This window comes from Anabaenopsis elenkinii CCIBt3563 (assembly GCF_015245355.1).
Lineage (GTDB): Bacteria > Cyanobacteriota > Cyanobacteriia > Cyanobacteriales > Nostocaceae > Anabaenopsis > Anabaenopsis elenkinii.
On sequence record NZ_CP063311.1, the window covers coordinates 140,994 to 158,223 of the forward strand.

A 17,230-nucleotide genomic window follows, 5' to 3' on the forward strand; every position below is an offset into this window, starting at 1 on the left:
GTTAACTGTGAGCAATTCCTTCTTGGCGAGCTGCTTGTTGGACAGCAGCAGCAACCGCAGGAGCAACCCGTTGATCAAATACTGAGGGGATAATATGTTCCCGATTCAAGTCTGAAGGTTTGACTAAAGATGCGATCGCGCTAGCTGCTTCTAAATACATACTGGTAGTAATAGATTGGGCCCGACAATCTAAAGCACCACGAAAGACCCCTGGAAAAGCCAAAACGTTATTAATTTGGTTCGGGTAGTCACTTCGACCAGTAGCCATCACAGCCACAATTTTACTCACTAATTCTGGCTGAATTTCGGGTATGGGATTAGCCATAGCAAAAATAATCGGGTCTTTAGCCATTGCTTGCACCATTTCCACTGTCAACACTCCTGGAGCGCTCACACCGATAAATACATCTGCACCTTGCATTGCACCTGCTAGAGTACCCTGAGCCTTAACGGCGAATTCCTGCTTTTCTGGGGTCAACCCAGTGCGGTTAGTCGAGACAATTCCTTTAGAGTCGCACATCCAAATTGTTTGAGCGCCAGCTTTGCGAAGTAACCGGGCGATGGCTACCCCAGCAGCTCCCGCACCATTAATCACAATGCGGATTTCTGTAATGGACTTGTTCACCAGTTTTAAAGCGTTAAACAAGGCGGCTAAGGTGACAATAGCTGTACCATGTTGGTCATCATGAAACACTGGGATATTTAATTCTGCTCGTAATCTTTGTTCAATTTCAAAGCAACGAGGAGCAGCAATGTCCTCTAAATTGACACCACCAAACACCGGCGCCAAGTTTTTCACTGTTCGCACAATTTCATCTGTATCTTGGGTATCCAGAGAGATAGGAAAAGCATCAATACCGGCAAATTCTTTAAACAGCATCGCTTTACCTTCCATAACTGGTAAAGCCGCAGATGGGCCAAGATTTCCCAAACCCAACACCGCACTACCATCGGTAACAATAGCTACAGTATTTTGTTTGATAGTTAAATTGTAAACTTCTTCGGGAGCTTCAGCAATCGCAGTACAAATGCGCCCTACTCCTGGAGTGTAGGCCATAGCCAAATCGGAAACACTCGTCAGGGGGATGCGACTGGTAATACTAATTTTGCCCCCACGATGCAAGTTAAAGGTGCGATCATAAACACTTAGCACCTGAATATCTGGTAATGCTTTCACCCCTTGCACAATAGTCTCAGCGTGTTCGGTACTAGCTGCATCTACAGTAATATCACGGATAGACTCATGACGGGTCTGCTCGATTAAATCAATTTGTCCCAGATTACCGCCACTGGTGGCGATCGCCTGGGTAATTGATGCTAACATTCCCACACGATTGGGAATTTTTAACCGCAGGGTGACACTAAAACTAGAATTAGGGGTTAGCGTTGTCATTGATTGTAATTTGGGATTTTAAGTTTAAGATTTTATATCGAATTGTCCAAAAATCGTCGCTAATTTTACTTCATTTAACCAATTAATCCCACAGCTTCCAGCCGTGGGAGCATGAAAATAGCTGCCAGATTCAGGATTATCTGCGCCATCTGGTTTTTACTATAGACTCTCCAAATAATTCAATAGGTCTGCCATTTCGTCAGCGCTGGGTTGAAATTTTGGCATTGGAGGCGTTTCGCCACTAATGACTTGGTGAATCAGCTGGGATGGTGATTTGCGCTTTGAAACCCCTTGCAAACTAGGTCCGACTAGCCCATCCGCTTCTACTCCATGACAACCAGCACAATTAATCTGAAAGATAGCATTTCCTTGAACTGGGTTTCCTTTGAGGGAAAGGACATTCCGCACATAAGGATCAGAAGCTCCAACCATTTCAACACCAAAAATGCCCAAAGCAGCTGCTAGCAGTATCGCCAGAGCCAACAAAGCGATCCACTGTATTTGAGTTTCGGGTTTGGTAATCTGGTTATCCAAAAGGTTTGCCGTCAAAGTCGAGGTTACTAACAGTTTTGCATTTCCTACACATAGCTTAAAAGTTCTTGATAGTATCTGCAAGCACTAAATATAATTTTTTCCTGATGATTTATGCACTAAAAACATTGTCGAGGGAGGGATTCATCCTCAATTTGGTAGAATGAACATCAGCATCCAATATTTAACCTTTGCTAACAGGAGATTTAAAGTGGTTGAACCCCTGCTTTCAGGTATTGTCCTCGGTTTGATTTTTGTCACCCTTGCCGGGCTATTTTACGCCGCCTATAAGCAATACAAGCGCCCCACCGAATTGGGCGGTTAACAGTTCTGTGTAGAGATGTGAGCAATCACATCTCTACATTATTTATGTAAAACTATTTGGCTTTTATACTTAAGTTTAGTTACACAGTATATAATTTTAAAGCATTTGCTGAGATCGAATATTTGTATAGAAAGTTAGCGCTGTGTTACCGTAAACCTTTTGGCGGCAAATTTCCCAATTACTAATTATTGGAGGTTTCCAACTTTGGGGATTATGTTCTACAGCGATTTCCCCATTCACAGCTAATAGATTATGATCAGCGATCGCCGCTAATACAGGCTGGTATAATCCACTAGCATAAGGCGGATCAAAGTATATTTTGTCAAATTGTTGCCCTAATAAGTTTTTTAACTGCTGGCTGACATCACCTCGCAAAATGCGCCATTTTTGTTCACTACTAGCTACCTGCTGCCAGTTTTGTTGAATGATGGCACAGGCTCGGCTAGATTTTTCTATTCCTACTACTAAGCTGGCTCCTCTACACAAAGCCTCTGCACCCATGGAACCAGTACCAGTACATACATCTAGCCAGCGACAATCGACAATTTCGCCTTGCCAAATATTGAATACTGCCTCCCGAACCCGGGCACTCGTGGGTCTGGTAGCTTGCCCTGGTAAACTTTTAATTTGGCGATTCCCGTAAATTCTCAGTGTCATTGTTCATCAGTCATCAGTCACCAGTCATCAGTCATCAGTCATCAGTCATGGGAAAAACATGACAAAGGACAAACAACAAACGACAACATCTCCGAGTCAGAGTAAGATTAAGCAGCAATTTTTTCCCGCACTTGTGCAACAAAATTAGACAGGATTTGCAACCCGATATTAGAAGATTTTTCCGGATGAAATTGCACTGCTGTCAGGTTTTCATGAGCAATAGCAGCGGTGATGGTTTGAGAACCGTGAGTTACAGTGGCCGCCCGCACCTCGGGGTTAATGGGGTCAACATAGTAAGAATGAACGAAATACACCCAAGGATTAGCTGGTAAATGCTCCCACAACAGGCTTTTTGGTTGGGTGAACTCTAGTTGGTTCCATCCCATATGAGGAATAGTAATCCCTGGTTCTGGTTGAAATCGGCGCACCTTTCCGGGGACAATTCCTAGCCCTGGTTGGGTTCCCTCAGCACTAGATTCAAATAAAATCTGCAATCCCAAACAGATACCTAAAAAGGGTTTACCAGATGAGATCGTATCTTTAATGGGTTGTTCTAAGTCCAGCGATCGCAGGTGTTGTACTGCGGGGTCAAATGCTCCCACCCCTGGTAATACAACTGCATCCGCCAGTTCTAAATCTTTAGCAGCATGAGTAATCTGAGGAGTTGCTCCTACTTTTTCTAAACCTTTGCAGACTGAGTGCAAATTTCCCATATCGTAATCTACGACTGCAATGACTGGCATTGACCTACTCCTTGTAAGTTTATTATGGAGGGTGTTTCTATTCTAAATAATATTTCTTATGCGGAAAAGAATACTATTAACTTCTTTTGATGTTTGGTTGAGTGAGCAACAGTCAAATTCTTCTGATGATTTATTACTGGAAGTGATCAAAGTTAAGTCCCTTGCTCATGATTTAAAATTTTTGCAGCGTTTACCTGTGGATGGTGATCTGGCTATTTCCCAAGTCAGGCAAAAAATTACTCAACTCCAGCCCAATTACATTATTTGTTGTGGTATGGCTGCTAGTAGGACAAAACTAAGTCTGGAAAGGGTTGCTAGTTCTGGGGAAAGTATTTTGCAGACGAATGTTAATTTAGAAAAAATACTCGAGGGTACCAAAGCAGTTGAGATTAGCCACGACTGCGGCAAATTTGTTTGTGAGAGTCTTTACTATTGGGTTTTACATTACTTGTGCCAAAATCAACTGGCAACACCATGTATTTTTGTCCATGTTCCACTGTTAAATCCAGAGAATTTGCCCGTCATCTTGGCTGACTTCTTATTAATTATTCACAATCTGGCACCTTTGCCAAGTCATCAGCGTCTCTAAAATAAAATTTTTCCAAGTTGTATGTTTTCTTTATTACTTAGTTCTCTACTCACCCAATCAACACCTGCTACCCTACCCGCGTCAGAGGTAATACAGACTCAAGAAGTGCGTCCTTTACCCGGAAAACTGGATACTGTGCCTGTATTTAATAGCAATAGTCCAGAATTGGTTTTAAAAGAGGGAATTTTACTTTCTACTTTTCCCCCAGATGATAAAAAAACCCCAACCGCACATTTAAATTATCCTTTTCAAGGGCGATTTGATGTTTTTGCCCACCATGTTGCTAGGGCTGAACCACCAGAGGATTTACGATCGCTCTATCTGGGGATCATGCTGCATAACCCTGGAACTCAACCGGTAACGATTAACATTTTGCAAGCAGCAAGTTATTTGAGTCAACCAGATGCACCATTTATTCAGTTACCAGCGATGAGTCAGAATATCTTAGGTAAGATTTTCGCCGGACCAGGCGATCGCGCTGTATCTGATATCTTAAGAGGAAGGCGGCAAGAAATTTTCCCACCCCAAATTGTCATTCCCCCAGGGGAAAATCAGATGTTATTAAATCTCCCTATTCCCGTAAAGGAACTGACACCACCTTTAAATGGCCGCTCTACCTTAATGCGGTTAAACAGTACTGGCCAAGTTTATGCCGCTAGTATGGCTTTATTTGCGCGTCAAAATCCCGATGGTACTGAGGGTGAGCCTACTTTACAGGAGTGGGAAAATTTACTCAAAAATGGAGAATTATCAACCCCACGCGATCGAGTCCCCACACCCCTAGAAGCAACTAAGCAACCCCAAATATATGGGCGTGTCGCCGGGGTTGCTCAAGGTTCTCAGTGGAAATCTCTGGTTTTAGATCATCCACAAGCTAGATATTTGACAATTCCCAAAAGTGGGCAAGCATTTTCCTATCCTATTAGTAGCTTGCACGGCGGTACTTTAGGAACTAGTCAAATTCAAGCAGCCCCCATGTTGGTACGTTATCCTGATACCGCCTATCGCGCTCATGGCAACTATGGTATTCAATATAGTTTACATCTTCCCCTACGTAATAATACTCCAAATACTCAAACAGTTGCTGTATCTCTACAAACGCCTATCAAAGAAGAGAATTTACTAAAACAGGGCTTACGCTTCTTCACAACCACAGCACCCCAAGTATTCTTTCGTGGGTCAGTACGTTTACGTTATACAGATGACCGAGGGAACGCCAGAACTCAGTTTACCCATTTAGTCCAAAGGCGGGGTCAACCAGGAGAGCCTCTGGTACTATTAAATATGCCACCGGGCGATCGCAGATTAGTAGAAGTAGACTTGATCTATCCCCCAGATGCCACACCACCACAAGTATTAACAATCTCGACTCAATAGACCAATAATACAACGGCGAGCTAGCCCCTAAATTCTATTTATGGGGGCTAGCCGTTGGCGATTTTAATCGCTGTTAAGTTTCTTTTTGATTTTGAATGTACATTTTAACTGTCTCTAGTGGTGCACCCCCGACTGTGGAAACAAAATAAGAATTAGTCCATAAAGTAGGTAATCTACGTTTCAACATTTGAGCAAGTAACTCTTTTAAGCGAGAAGCGATTGCGTTCACGAGAACTGGTCTTCTATATTTAGGACAAAAAATAACATGATATTTACACGAATAAACAACATTGTTGTTTGATTTGAATTTTTGCATGGAACCCTGTTGACTTATACAGCTACAGGCTATAATTATTTTAAGCAAAGATAAATATCAAGGAGGTGATTTAAGAGTGTTGGTAATGGAGTACAAAGCAGTTGTCAAAAAAGCGCACTCAAAAGCCATAGATGAAGCTATTCGCACGAGTCAGTTTGTTAGAAACAAGGTGCTTAGATACTGGATAGATAATCGCGGTATTGGCAAAAAAGAATTGTACAAATACAACACTCAATTACGAGCAGAATATGAATTTGTGAGAGATTTGAGCAGTCACGCTTGTCAAGCGTCTGTTGAGAATGTAGAACGTGCTATCAATAGATTTTTCGCTAACTGCAAGGCTAAAAAACCCGGAAACAAAGGGTATCCAAGATTTAAAAAGCATAGTCGCTCTGTTGAATATAAACAACAATCTTGGAAGCTTCACCCGACAAAACGTCGTATTACCTTTACTGATAAAAAAGGCATTGGTGAACTCAAATTGTTGGGTAAGTGGGATATCCACACTTATCCTGTAGAGCTAATTAAGAGAGTTAGGATTGTTCGCCGTGCGGATGGATATTATGTTCAGTTCTGTGTGAAAGCAGATAATAAACAGGAAGCTCCATTAACTACATCTGAAATTGGTATCGATGTAGGGTTAGAGTATTTCTACTCTGATAGCAATGGCAATCATCAAGAAAACCCTAGATATTTACGTAAAGCTGAAAAAGATATCAAGCGAGTTCAGCGCAGTATTTACAAGAAAAAGAAAGGGTCATCTGGTAGAAAGAAAGCCAGTGGTGTTTATGCTCGCAAACATTTAAAAGTAACTCGACAAAGGAATGAACACGCCAAACGATTGGCGCGTAACTTATGCCTAGCTAACGCTAAGGTGGTCTTGGAAGATTTAAATGTTAGTGGGTTGGTGAGAAACCACAAGCTTGCTAAGAGTATTTCTGATGCGTCTTGGTACAACTTTCGCCAGTGGCTCGAATACTTTGGAGAGAAATTTGGACGGGAAATAATCGCTGTTCCGCCTCATTTCACTAGCCAAGAATGCAGTAATTGTGGTGCAATAGTTTACAAATCACTTAGCACTAGAACTCATTCTTGCTTGCATTGTGGTCACATAGAACAACGTGATGTGAATGCAGCCAAAGTAATTTTAAGTCGTGCAAACGCTAGGGGTGGGCAACCCCAAAGTAACGCCAGTCGAGATGTTCCCTCTACTTCTGTTGGTCGTAAGACCTCCAAAAGCAAGGAACGTCAGTGACGCTGGAATCCCCTGCCTTCAGGCATGGGGAGTGTCAAATCTGTAAACTTTATAGTAGTGCGTGAGGAAATTGTAATTTTTACCCTTGAGCAATGTATAATCCGGACGTAATTTGATTGTCACCAATACAGATGCAAGGAAATTTTCTCACCGCTGTTTTTCTGCCCCTAGCTTTATTTATTATTATGTTGGGCATGGGATTATCTTTGACAATAGAGGACTTCCGGCGAGTTGTTATCTATCCTAAATCAGTGGTAATTGGCTTAGTGGCACAGTTAATTATGTTACCAATTGTCGGTTTTGGCATCGCGTCACTGTTTCCCATTGAGCCAGCATTAGCCGTAGGTATAATGATTTTGGTAGCTTGCCCTGGGGGACCTACTTCTAATATGATTACATTTTTGGCCGGGGGAGATGTTGCTTTGTCCGTTACTCTCACAGCCGTCAGTAGTTTAATTACGGTTTTTACTATCCCTGTGGTAGTTAATTTTGCCATGAAGACATTTTTGGCAACAGGGACAACACTACAGTTACCCTTTATTAATACTGCTGTGCAAATTGCCTTGATTACCCTTTTACCTATATCAATAGGAATGTTCATCAATCGCTATGCCCCAAGAATAGCCGCAAAAGCAGATAATCCTGTAAAGTGGCTGTCTTTATTTTTCCTGGCGCTGGTAATTACTGGGGTGTTGTTGCAGGAACGAGATAATTTTATTTCCTATGTGATTGAAGTGGGTTGGGTGACTCTGGTTTTAAATGTGCTAACAATGGCTTTGGGTTTTACCATTGCTACTTTAACCCAATTAGGTGAAAAAAGCGCTATAGCAATTACAGTGGAAGTAGGCATTCAAAGCGGAACTCTAGCCATCGCGATCGCTGCTTCCCCCACATTCCTGAATAACCCCAGAATGGCTATTCCCGCGGCTATTTATAGTCTGCTGATGTTTGTCACTGGTATTGGGTTTGCGTCGTGGGTGAGTCGAAAACAAAAAATCATTTCAAAATAATAATGTCTTGGATAGAATTAAAACTGAATACAACCCATGAAGGGGTAGATTGGTTTTGTACTCTCATAAGTGAAAATATTGATATTAATGATATTTACATTACTCAATATGCAGAAGTAACTACAGCTAATTCCCATTGGAGATTTACAATTCGCTTATATTTACCCTACGATTTCACCGGGCGGATACGTTTAGAAAATATTGAGAATCTGCTTTCCCCTTTGTATCGCACTGGAATGACCACAGCCATTGAGACTACTCTGGTTGAAACAAAAATCACAGATGGGCCACAACCACCTCTACATCAAATAGGCGATAAATTTATTATCGTTAATTCCAACACACCAGCTGAGTCTGAGATACCAGAGAAAATTCCCCTCAAAATACAGAAAACCCTCGCCTTCGGTAGCGGTTTGCATCCTACAACCATTCTCAGTCTCCGACTGCTAGAACGATACATAACCCCTCAAATGCAGGTGCTAGACTTTGGGTCAGGTTCAGGGATTTTGAGCGTAGCTATGGCGAAACTGGGAGCTAATGTCTTAGCTTTAGATAATGACAGCATAGCTGTACAAGCAACTCAGGAAACAGTAATTCTGAATGGAGTAGAGCAACAGGTCAAGGTAATTTCAGGTAGTCTGGGGTGTGGCTGTCAACTAGGCCATTGGATGGGTGGGAACAGTGTAAATGATGGGTCAGCAATTGCAGTAAAACAGATATTTGACCTAATTGTTGCCAATATTTTCGCACGGGTACATATTGCCCTTGCAGATGATTTTAGGCGATCGCTACGTCAGACTAAAACCCCAGCCGGGCTACTAATCACATCGGGGTTCACCACAGACCATGAAGAAAATGTCACCACAGCCTTAAATACAGCTGGCTTTGAAGTGATAGACTGTGAACGATTAAATGAATGGGTCGCCCTCACCCACCAATATAATGCCTAATTCGTCCACTAGTTGATCCGGTCGTATTTCGGTAATCTAGACGAGTATATCTTGGAGACGTTCCGCCCGAACGTCTCTACCTATCAAAGCTTAAAACTTGAATTGCTGTAGATGACTCCGGGGATTATAGGTACGTATAGCCCGGATTTTTTCATAGTATTCTCGTTCTTGTGAACTGAGATCCTTGGGGGGAACAATCGCCACTTTGACCAGCTGATCACTACGTCCCCCCTTAGCTAAAGGCCAACCTTTTCCCCGCAACCGCAGGGATTGACCAGAACGCACTCCCGCAGGTAACTTGACATTTACAGACCCATCGGGAGTGGGGACATCAATTGAGGCTCCCAAAGTAGCCTCATCTGGGGTGATGGGAACTTCACACAGGAGATTATCACCCTCAAATTGGAAGAACGAATGTGGTTGAAGTTCAACCTTTAAATATAAATCGCCCCGTTGTTGAGTCATGGGTTTCAATTGACCTTTACCGCGTACCCGCAGGCGAGTCCCAGTTTTAGCACCCGCTGGAATGCGAACTTCAATGGTTTCGTCACCTAAATTAAAACGTTTCTGCACACCACCGAATGCCTCGGCAAAAGTTAAAGTAATTGTAGCTTCTGAATCTTGAGATCCGCCCCTACCAACATCTTGAAAACCAAAATCACTAAAGCCACCATAACTACTTGGTCTGCCTGTAGAAGTACGATAAGAGTAGCCTGGCTGTCCACCACGAGGGCTAGGTCCACCAAAACGCCCTAATAACTCGTTGACAAATTCATCAAAGCTACCGTATTGACTGAAGTCAAAACCACCCATATCCACACCCGGACCACCGGATGGGAACCCTTCGCCCACTTGTTTCCAGTATTGACCAAATTGGTCGTACTTCTTGCGCTTATCAACATCTGACAAAACTTCATAGGCTTCATTGACTTCTTTAAACTTGGCCTCTGCTTGCTTGTTCCCTGGATTGACATCGGGGTGATATTTACGCGCTAATTTCCGAAAAGCTTGTTTAATGTCTTCTGGACTGGCGGTTTTACTGATTCCCAAAATTGCGTAATAGTCTTTAAAATCGGTCGCAGCCATCTACCAGCCTCCTATAAAGTATTTTTTTTATGTTTTTTTCGTAAAGTGTGAAATTGGTTTTTTCCTGGGTAAGATATCCAAGATAAAAAACTCTGATTCTGATTTTAAATTAACAGACATTACCACAATTCAAGTGTGGTTCCTGCTCACTGTACCAGCGCAATTTCCGTACTCCCTGCTTTTACAAAAAATCAATCAGCCGGTCTATTCCTTCTTCTACACTAGGTGGCGCATCCCGGATTTGACGATACATTCTCAAAATGATTTCTTGGGGAACTTGACGCTGACGCCTTTGATTGCGTGCTAAACACAGCCACACAGGGGTTCTAACCCATAATCCTGTAATGTGCGTAAAACCAACCTCCCGGGCTAAGGCGATAATTTCACGGCGCTGGCGTCTTTGGGCGTTGGTAGCATCAAAGATTGTTGTCTGATTTACCGCTACTGCTTGTTTAAATTGCCGTTCTATTTCTCGCCAAATTAGCGGCCACGGACCCTGAGTAGCTTCGGAACCAAAAAGTTGCCCCCGAATGGCATCCGTTGAAATTAGCTGCATCTGGGGGCTTTGTGCCATCAATTGTTGCGCCAAAGTAGACTTTCCGCTACCAGGAAGACCAATTAGTACAAATATTTGTGTCACTTTTTCTGCATCCACTGTCAGTGGTCAATTAGTATTGATCAATCATTCTATGACCAATGACTAATGACCAATGATCAATCACTAAATTATCGTTCCATCAGGAATCACGGCATTTTTCATTACTACAATAATTCCACTGCGGATGTAAAAGCCTTGACTTTCCCGTTCTGCTTCTTGCACGTTATCTTTATTGATGATTTTGACATCATGACCGATACGGGCATTCTTATCAACGATAGCACGGCGAATGATTGTGTCTGTACCAATGCCTACGGGAACTTTTCCTTTTTCTAAGGTACATTGACGTTCTACAAAAGGTTGATAAAAGTCTGCCCCCATGAGTAGAGATTCTTCGATTACACAGCCAGATTCAATGCGCGATCGCACTCCCAAAACTGAGTGCTGAATGCGACAATCTTTGAGAATACAACCCTCACCAATAATCGATTCTGTGACTGTGCAATTTAACAGTTTACTTGGGGGCAAATAACGAGCACGAGTATAAATTGGGGCTTCTTCATCGTAGAAGCTAAAGGGTGGTAAAGGTTGTTTAGTTAATGCTAAATTGGCATGATAAAAAGCATCAATTGTACCAATATCTTCCCAGTAATCATCAAATAAGAAAGCTTGGACATTGTGATTTTTACTGGCATCAGGAATAATTTCTTTGCCGAAATCAGTCTTTTCTAAAGATTCTCTCAACAACTTAATCAGAACCTCTTTTTTAAAGACATAAATCCCCATGGAGGCGATATATGGCTGTAGTTGGGCTTGGTCTGGTGATAATCCTAGAACTGTAGTATCGACCCGCATCTTATCTAATGCTTCGCCCTTGGGTTTTTCGCTAAAGTCAATCACCCTACCCGACTGGTCGATTTTCATTAAACCAAAGTCCGAAGCGCGGCTTTTATCTATGGGGATAACTGAAAGGGTGATATCAGCATTGGTTTCCTTATGGCGCTGGATAAACTGGCGGTAATCCATACGGTATAGATGATCCCCGGAGAGAATCAAATAATCCTCCGCATCCCATTCCTCCAATTGCCATAGGTACTGACGTACAGCATCAGCCGTACCTTGGAACCAGTTGGGGTTTTCTGGCGTTTGCTGTGCCGCTAATACTTCCACGAACCCCTCATTGAAGCCGGTAAAATTATAGGTACGGGCTATATGGCGATTGAGGGACGTTGAGTTAAATTGTGTGAGCACATAGATTTTGTAGATTTCCGAGTTTATACAATTACTGACAGGAATATCTATTAAACGATACTTTCCTGCCACAGGGACTGCTGGTTTAGCACGTAGTTTCGTTAGGGGATAAAGACGAGTACCCGCACCACCACCGAGAATGATTGCTAATACTTTTTTCACAAAGTTTCTCCCGATTGCCTTTTTAATATCACCTTAAGTTTAGGACTGTGTGAGACTGCTGGTAAGGGGGGATCACAGATTCATCATTAGTTAACTTGATACAATTCTTTTGCTAGGGCATGAATTACTTAGAATATAAGTATTAAATATAACTGGTAATATTGGATATATTTAATATTGATTACATAGTCAAAAAGTCTTGAAGAAAGTGTTCAATTTTTATTTCTTAAGAGAAATATGAGTAATTATTAACACATATATTTGATACGGAATTGAATATTACAAGTTGTTCATTTTTGGATTACTTAAATTATAGTATGATAAAATACATAAGCAACTAGATTAAGTAGACTTTATTCCATAATAACCTGATAATATTTGGTTGAAGGTCACATGGGCTGGGAACTTTTACTTTCATCCATAACTAGACTATGCTATCAAATCTCTCCGTTGTCATTACCTATCATTGGAGAGAAAGTACTAGGTATAAAAAAGTAATTCATGGAAATTCAAACACCAGACTGGGTTAAACACGCTGTTTTTTACCAAATCTTTCCAGACCGCTTCGCCAGAAGCAAACAGCCTCACAAAAGACTCTTACATAATCCCCGTTGGGAAGATTGGGAGGCTATACCCACACTGCAAGGTTACAAAGGTGGTGATCTATGGGGCATTATTGAACGGTTAGACTATATCCAGGATTTAGGAATTAACGCTATTTATTTTACTCCTATCTTTCAATCAGCGAGTAATCACCGCTATCATACCCACGATTATTATCAAGTTGATCCATTATTGGGGGGTAATCAGGCATTTAAGGAATTACTAGACGCAGCCCATCAACGGAATATTAAAGTTATCCTGGATGGGGTATTTAACCATGCTAGTCGGGGGCTTTTCTTTTTCCACGATATTTTAGAAAATGGCCCTCATTCCCCTTGGGTGGACTGGTTCAAAATTACAGGTTGGCCTCTGAGTCCTTATACAGGAGATTTACCGGCAAATTACGAGAGTTGGGCAGGTAATCGGGCTTTGCCTCAGTTTAATCATGATAATCCTGAAGTGCGGGAATATATCATGGAAATTGCCGAATATTGGCTGAGGTTTGGCATTGATGGTTGGCGTTTAGATGTACCATTTGAAATCAAAACGCCAGGGTTTTGGCAAGAATTCCGCCATCGCATCAAGGCGATTAATCCTGAGGCTTATATTGTCGGGGAAGTTTGGGGAGATTCCCGTCAATGGCTTGATGGTACTCAGTTTGATGGCGTGATGAATTATCTATTCGCAGTCCCGACTATTGCCTTGACCGCAGGCGATCGCGTAGTGTTAGAACAGGTCCAAAGCCCCGACTATCAACCCTACCCACCCTTATTTGCTGCTGAATACGCTCTCAAAATCCAGGAATTACTCCAACTCTATCCTTGGGAAATTCAACTTACCCAACTGAATTTATTAGGTAGTCATGATACAGCCAGATTAATTACTATTGCTGGCGGGGATCAAGCTACTGTGGAATTAGCAACCTTACTATTACTCACCTTTCCCGGTGCTCCTAGTATCTATTATGGTGACGAAGTGGGGTTACCCGGAGGTAGTGACCCTGACTCAAGACGTGGTTTTCCCTTAGAAGCTGATTGGAATCAACAAATCCTCAACATTCACCGCCAATTAATTGCTTTACGCCACGAACACCCAGCTTTACGCACAGGGGACTACCAAGTTATCTTCGCCCGGGGAGAACTGTATATTTTTACCCGCACTTTAGACACAGACAAACTTATCATTGCTGTTAACGCTGGGACTGCAAAGACCACAGCCAAATTAGATATTACCAGGTTGCCAACTCAACCCCACCAGGTTTTATATGGTGCGGCGGAATTGGAGTTTTGTGGTGAGGGACTTTCCTTAACTCTTCCCGGACGCACTGGCTGCATTTTGGGTTAACCTGGCACTAAACTGTCAGTACTGCTAAACTAGGTAATGACCTCATGAACCACTGACTATGCTAAAGCGTTCCAAGTTCGAGACCACCCAGTCTCAAATCATGCACCGTGCCGAAGATTTGATTAGTGCAGCTTCCAATCGCTACCGCATTACAGTTCAGGTGGCAAACCGTGCAAAGCGGCGGCGATATGAAGATTTTGACAGCCCGTCGGATGATGTGATGATGAAGCCAGTGCTCAGGGCAATTATCGAAATGTCCGATGAACTAACCCAAGAAGACATCATTGGCGATGAGAAATCAGGATATTAATCTGATCTTGACATTCCCCGGTCTGATAACGGATATGGTTTAGCCATGAGCCCGGGGCTGTGCATGACCATCAATACTATGGAACATCTGATTAAAAGCGGTGTTGGTTGGCGAATTGGCTGGAAACCCAACGCACCTACATTCAAAGGGTTAGTAGGTACTGATGATTGGGCAATAGAATTAACTGAGGCCGAGTTAAATGATTTTTGCCGACTATTAGCACAGCTAGCAAACACCATAAAACAAATCGCGACAGAATTAATGGATGAAGAGAAAATTGCTTGTGAAGCCGAAAGTGATTTATTATGGATGGAGGTAGAAGGGTATCCCCACAGCTACAGTTTACGTCTCATCCTGAAGACAGAACGAGGTGTAGAGGCTACATGGGATGCTGCCGCAGTGCCGGATTTACTGCAAGCTGCTGGGATGGTAAAAGTTTTTTGAGTTCACCCCTTGATTATTCTAGAGCTTTGCAGTAGAATGATAATTCTGATCGGGGCGTAGCGCAGCTTGGTAGCGCGCCACTTTGGGGTAGTGGAGGTCGTGGGTTCGAATCCCGCCGCTCCGATATACGCAAAACCTAACCTGCTAGTTTTGATGCAAGACTGGCAGGTTTTTTAATAGGTAGCTGGACTCACAAGGCGGTTAAGATATCCCTATGTATGAGGGCGCGACCTACTAAAGATTGAATTTGCTCAGATGATAGGGGAATGCCATTGTCATAATGTTGTACCCAAGTTCTGGTAATTACATTGGGGTCATCTGGTAAAGTGGCTAAATCCCACCCTGGGATGGCTAATTCTTCCATAAGGCGATTGACTTTTGGGTCATAACTGAGAGCAAAACAACGACAACCTTCAGCCGCAGCCATGATTAAGCTGTGTAGACGCATCCCAATAGCCATATCCACCCCTTGATAAACACCTTTTAATAATTGCGGATCTTCTAAAAGCAGAATTTGGCTCACACCTGGTAATTGGGGTTGAATGGCTGTTGCAATTGGTAAATCTTCACTCTTGTGAAATGGCAAGAGTACAATAAAGGCTTGGGTAGCTTTTTGGAAGTCTACTAAAGCGCGGGTCAAGTTAGCCAAACGTTGGTGTGTGAGTTGGGGGTGGTTTCTTAAAGTTACAGCCACTCTCGGCGCTGGTAAATCCTCAAGCCCTGGTACTGGCTTACTTTGCAAGGCCCACACTGGGTCAGGGGCGACTACACAGGGAATTTGCCAATCCCCTAATAAAGCAGCACTGGTGCGATCGCGCACGGTAACTGTGTTACAATATCCGAAGGAGTATTGTGCTAACCAGCGAGTTTGTGGACGTAGTAACGGCCCTATACCTTGGGCCCAAGCAACAGTTTTTAAACCCATTTTCTGAGCCAATACCATTAAGCCCCCATAATAAAATGGACTCATGGTACTGGTGACATCTTGAATTAAACTTCCACCCCCCCAGATGAAAATATCGCTCGAACGCAAAGCTTGCAACACAGGCAAAATAGCCATCCGATTGTGAGATTCCACATGATAACGATGGCGGGTTTCCTCTGGGTTGCCAGAAAGCACCACAGGTGTAACATGAGGTGGTAACATTTGCACAAGCGTAGCCAATAAAGCCTCGTCACCACCATTACCTTTACCATAATACCCAGACAACAACGCCCGCATCTTTGCTATTGGAAATTGATAATTTTTACTTCTTCCTAAGTTAGCATTAGTAGTGGCCCTTACCCCAGTAGTAAATCCGAGATGAAAGCATTGATTTCGGCTCCTGTGTTTCTCGGTCCTGTGAGTTCACTGGTAAATAGATTAAAGGTAGTTTGCAGAATCGCATTGACGTTAGGATTATTCTTAAGTAACAATCCTTGACGAATTAAGAAAATATCCCCCCCTGTGACTTGACCATTACCATCAACATCAAAAGCTAAGTTGTTGACCCCATTCGCGATCGCACTCCTTAAAGCTGCACCTGTGGTGTTTGTCGCTCCCACAGTTTCAGTGCTAAAGAGATTAAAGGAGCTTTGTAAAATCGCATCAACATTAGGATTATTCCGTAACAGCAGATATTGGTCAATGAATAGTAAATCAGCACCGGTCACCCTACCGTTACCGTCAATATCTGTGGCGGATCTGCCCACTGTTACAGAAGGTACTCCTAACACATCTACATTGGGGTTACGACTGCTAGCAGCAAAGTTAACTTGAGTTTCTCCATCAAAACCAGATGTGGTGGTAAAGGGAATATTCAGAAAGAGGTTATCACTGTCAGTGGTTTGAAGAGGGCTGATAGTAAAAATCAATTTCTTATCAGTGTTAGGGTTATCATCAGTATCTCCGGTGTCATCAATGATAATTTTATCACCGACTATAGTCCCCACAGAACTGGAAAGATTAATATCTGTAGTGTTGATATTTAGTTCTGAACTGTCAAAGTAAATGCTAAAATCTACAGAAGGTATCTCGGTATCATTCAAGTTGTCAAGACGATAGTTTAATGTAATTTGTCCTTGTCCCAATCTGACATTGGGACTTTCAGGAGTAATTACCAGTTGAGAAAGTAAATCTGGTAATTTGAAGTCAATAGCTACAGCAGAAACATTATTATTCTCATCTGTTTCTAACTGGTTATTATAAATATCGGTGACTAGGAACAGATAACCACTATTTACACCCTCAATGGGACTGCTGGGTAAGGTAATAGTAGTTAATTTGGTGTAACTTGACCCAGCTAC

Annotated in this window: 19 protein-coding genes and 1 tRNA gene; 10 read left to right on the forward strand and 10 right to left on the reverse strand. The window is 42.5% G+C overall.

The genetic code is table 11. The annotated features are described in order from the left end of the window. Nucleotide 1 precedes the first annotated feature (1 nt). Together IM676_RS00650 and IM676_RS00655 are read right to left on the reverse strand one after the other, a co-directional pair. A complete protein-coding gene (locus IM676_RS00650) occupies nucleotides 2-1,393 on the reverse strand; it encodes a malic enzyme-like NAD(P)-binding protein (RefSeq protein WP_200988520.1) in 1,392 nt (463 codons plus the stop codon). Between the two features lie 159 nt (nucleotides 1,394-1,552). After that, nucleotides 1,553-1,927, reverse strand: coding sequence for a c-type cytochrome (locus IM676_RS00655; protein ID WP_200988521.1), 375 nt, complete (start codon nucleotides 1,925-1,927; stop codon nucleotides 1,553-1,555). 208 nt (nucleotides 1,928-2,135) lie between these two features. Here IM676_RS00655 and petG point away from each other — a divergent pair, with 208 nt between their 5' ends. After that, entirely contained in the window at nucleotides 2,136-2,249 is a 114-nt protein-coding gene (gene petG / locus IM676_RS00660) for a cytochrome b6-f complex subunit V (protein ID WP_200990021.1), read from the forward strand. 96 nt (nucleotides 2,250-2,345) lie between these two features. Here petG and rsmD read toward each other — a convergent pair whose 3' ends face one another. Together rsmD and hisH are read right to left on the reverse strand one after the other, a co-directional pair. Beyond that, nucleotides 2,346-2,906: a 16S rRNA (guanine(966)-N(2))-methyltransferase RsmD gene (rsmD, locus tag IM676_RS00665; RefSeq protein ID WP_200988522.1), complete on the reverse strand. Its 561-nt coding sequence runs from the start codon at nucleotides 2,904-2,906 to the stop codon at nucleotides 2,346-2,348. Nucleotides 2,907-3,013: 107 nt separating this feature from the next. Then, nucleotides 3,014-3,649 carry an imidazole glycerol phosphate synthase subunit HisH gene (gene hisH, locus IM676_RS00670; RefSeq protein ID WP_200988523.1) on the reverse strand — a complete coding sequence of 212 codons (636 nt, stop codon included), beginning with the start codon at nucleotides 3,647-3,649 and terminating at the stop codon, nucleotides 3,014-3,016. 58 nt (nucleotides 3,650-3,707) lie between these two features. Between hisH and IM676_RS00675 the strand changes: the two genes are divergently transcribed. Beyond that, complete coding sequence (locus IM676_RS00675) at nucleotides 3,708-4,238, forward strand: C15 family peptidase (RefSeq protein WP_200988524.1); 531 nt, start codon at nucleotides 3,708-3,710, stop codon at nucleotides 4,236-4,238. A gap of 21 nt (nucleotides 4,239-4,259) precedes the next feature. Next, nucleotides 4,260-5,615: a DUF3370 domain-containing protein gene (locus tag IM676_RS00680; protein WP_200988525.1), complete on the forward strand. Its 1,356-nt coding sequence runs from the start codon at nucleotides 4,260-4,262 to the stop codon at nucleotides 5,613-5,615. Nucleotides 5,616-5,688: 73 nt separating this feature from the next. Here the strand turns inward: IM676_RS00680 and IM676_RS00685 are convergent, their stop codons facing one another. Then, nucleotides 5,689-5,931, reverse strand: coding sequence for a transposase (locus tag IM676_RS00685; RefSeq protein WP_200988526.1), 243 nt, complete (start codon nucleotides 5,929-5,931; stop codon nucleotides 5,689-5,691). Nucleotides 5,932-6,007: 76 nt separating this feature from the next. Here IM676_RS00685 and IM676_RS00690 point away from each other — a divergent pair, with 76 nt between their 5' ends. The 3 genes from IM676_RS00690 to IM676_RS00700 all read left to right on the forward strand — a co-directional run bounded on the left by IM676_RS00690 (nucleotide 6,008) and on the right by IM676_RS00700 (nucleotide 9,146). Beyond that, nucleotides 6,008-7,186: an RNA-guided endonuclease InsQ/TnpB family protein gene (locus tag IM676_RS00690; RefSeq protein WP_200988527.1), complete on the forward strand. Its 1,179-nt coding sequence runs from the start codon at nucleotides 6,008-6,010 to the stop codon at nucleotides 7,184-7,186. A 131-nt stretch (nucleotides 7,187-7,317) separates the two neighbouring features. Beyond that, the gene (locus tag IM676_RS00695; protein ID WP_200988528.1) at nucleotides 7,318-8,196 is read left to right on the forward strand and encodes a bile acid:sodium symporter family protein; all 879 of its coding nucleotides are present in this window, start codon (nucleotides 7,318-7,320) and stop codon (nucleotides 8,194-8,196) included. 2 nt (nucleotides 8,197-8,198) lie between these two features. Beyond that, on the forward strand, nucleotides 8,199-9,146 hold the full coding sequence (locus IM676_RS00700) for a 50S ribosomal protein L11 methyltransferase (protein WP_200988529.1): 948 nt from the start codon (nucleotides 8,199-8,201) through the stop codon (nucleotides 9,144-9,146). 90 nt (nucleotides 9,147-9,236) lie between these two features. Here IM676_RS00700 and IM676_RS00705 read toward each other — a convergent pair whose 3' ends face one another. The 3 genes from IM676_RS00705 to IM676_RS00715 all read right to left on the reverse strand — a co-directional run bounded on the left by IM676_RS00705 (nucleotide 9,237) and on the right by IM676_RS00715 (nucleotide 12,243). Continuing rightward, nucleotides 9,237-10,232: a DnaJ C-terminal domain-containing protein gene (locus tag IM676_RS00705; protein WP_200988530.1), complete on the reverse strand. Its 996-nt coding sequence runs from the start codon at nucleotides 10,230-10,232 to the stop codon at nucleotides 9,237-9,239. 181 nt (nucleotides 10,233-10,413) lie between these two features. Beyond that, the gene (locus IM676_RS00710) at nucleotides 10,414-10,872 is read right to left on the reverse strand and encodes an AAA family ATPase (RefSeq protein WP_200990022.1); all 459 of its coding nucleotides are present in this window, start codon (nucleotides 10,870-10,872) and stop codon (nucleotides 10,414-10,416) included. An 81-nt stretch (nucleotides 10,873-10,953) separates the two neighbouring features. After that, a complete protein-coding gene (locus IM676_RS00715) occupies nucleotides 10,954-12,243 on the reverse strand; it encodes a glucose-1-phosphate adenylyltransferase (protein WP_200988531.1) in 1,290 nt (429 codons plus the stop codon). Nucleotides 12,244-12,744: 501 nt separating this feature from the next. On the opposite strand from IM676_RS00715, the gene IM676_RS00720 reads away from it, so the two are divergent. The 4 genes from IM676_RS00720 to IM676_RS00735 all read left to right on the forward strand — a co-directional run bounded on the left by IM676_RS00720 (nucleotide 12,745) and on the right by IM676_RS00735 (nucleotide 15,068). Next, a complete protein-coding gene (locus tag IM676_RS00720; RefSeq protein ID WP_200988532.1) occupies nucleotides 12,745-14,190 on the forward strand; it encodes a glycoside hydrolase family 13 protein in 1,446 nt (481 codons plus the stop codon). Between the two features lie 58 nt (nucleotides 14,191-14,248). Then, the gene (locus IM676_RS00725) at nucleotides 14,249-14,500 is read left to right on the forward strand and encodes a DNA-directed RNA polymerase subunit omega (RefSeq protein ID WP_200988533.1); all 252 of its coding nucleotides are present in this window, start codon (nucleotides 14,249-14,251) and stop codon (nucleotides 14,498-14,500) included. A gap of 78 nt (nucleotides 14,501-14,578) precedes the next feature. Then, nucleotides 14,579-14,944 carry a DUF1818 family protein gene (locus IM676_RS00730; RefSeq protein WP_200988534.1) on the forward strand — a complete coding sequence of 122 codons (366 nt, stop codon included), beginning with the start codon at nucleotides 14,579-14,581 and terminating at the stop codon, nucleotides 14,942-14,944. Between the two features lie 50 nt (nucleotides 14,945-14,994). Beyond that, nucleotides 14,995-15,068 (forward strand) — tRNA-Pro (locus IM676_RS00735). 66 nt (nucleotides 15,069-15,134) lie between these two features. Here the strand turns inward: IM676_RS00735 and csaB are convergent. Beyond that, nucleotides 15,135-16,166, reverse strand: a complete 1,032-nt coding sequence (gene csaB / locus IM676_RS00740) for a polysaccharide pyruvyl transferase CsaB (protein ID WP_200988535.1) — start codon at nucleotides 16,164-16,166, stop codon at nucleotides 15,135-15,137. A 59-nt stretch (nucleotides 16,167-16,225) separates the two neighbouring features. Then, a partial coding sequence (locus IM676_RS00745; protein ID WP_200988536.1) for a hypothetical protein occupies nucleotides 16,226-17,230 on the reverse strand: 1,005 nt, incomplete at its 5' end.

What these genes read in the sequence shown, in the direction of transcription:
- IM676_RS00700 (WP_200988529.1), top strand. Translation starts at nt 8,199, where the DNA reads ATGTCTTGGATAGAATTAAAACTGAATACAACCCATGAAGGGGTAGAT.
- IM676_RS00680 (WP_200988525.1), top strand. Translation starts at nt 4,260, where the DNA reads ATGTTTTCTTTATTACTTAGTTCTCTACTCACCCAATCAACACCTGCT.
- csaB (WP_200988535.1), bottom strand. Translation starts at nt 16,166, where the DNA reads ATGCGGGCGTTGTTGTCTGGGTATTATGGTAAAGGTAATGGTGGTGAC.
- IM676_RS00650 (WP_200988520.1), bottom strand. Translation starts at nt 1,393, where the DNA reads ATGACAACGCTAACCCCTAATTCTAGTTTTAGTGTCACCCTGCGGTTA.
- hisH (WP_200988523.1), bottom strand. Translation starts at nt 3,649, where the DNA reads ATGCCAGTCATTGCAGTCGTAGATTACGATATGGGAAATTTGCACTCA.
- IM676_RS00685 (WP_200988526.1), bottom strand. Translation starts at nt 5,931, where the DNA reads ATGCAAAAATTCAAATCAAACAACAATGTTGTTTATTCGTGTAAATAT.
- IM676_RS00725 (WP_200988533.1), top strand. Translation starts at nt 14,249, where the DNA reads ATGCTAAAGCGTTCCAAGTTCGAGACCACCCAGTCTCAAATCATGCAC.
- IM676_RS00705 (WP_200988530.1), bottom strand. Translation starts at nt 10,232, where the DNA reads ATGGCTGCGACCGATTTTAAAGACTATTACGCAATTTTGGGAATCAGT.
- IM676_RS00720 (WP_200988532.1), top strand. Translation starts at nt 12,745, where the DNA reads ATGGAAATTCAAACACCAGACTGGGTTAAACACGCTGTTTTTTACCAA.
- IM676_RS00675 (WP_200988524.1), top strand. Translation starts at nt 3,708, where the DNA reads ATGCGGAAAAGAATACTATTAACTTCTTTTGATGTTTGGTTGAGTGAG.
- IM676_RS00695 (WP_200988528.1), top strand. Translation starts at nt 7,318, where the DNA reads ATGCAAGGAAATTTTCTCACCGCTGTTTTTCTGCCCCTAGCTTTATTT.
- rsmD (WP_200988522.1), bottom strand. Translation starts at nt 2,906, where the DNA reads ATGACACTGAGAATTTACGGGAATCGCCAAATTAAAAGTTTACCAGGG.
- IM676_RS00730 (WP_200988534.1), top strand. Translation starts at nt 14,579, where the DNA reads ATGGAACATCTGATTAAAAGCGGTGTTGGTTGGCGAATTGGCTGGAAA.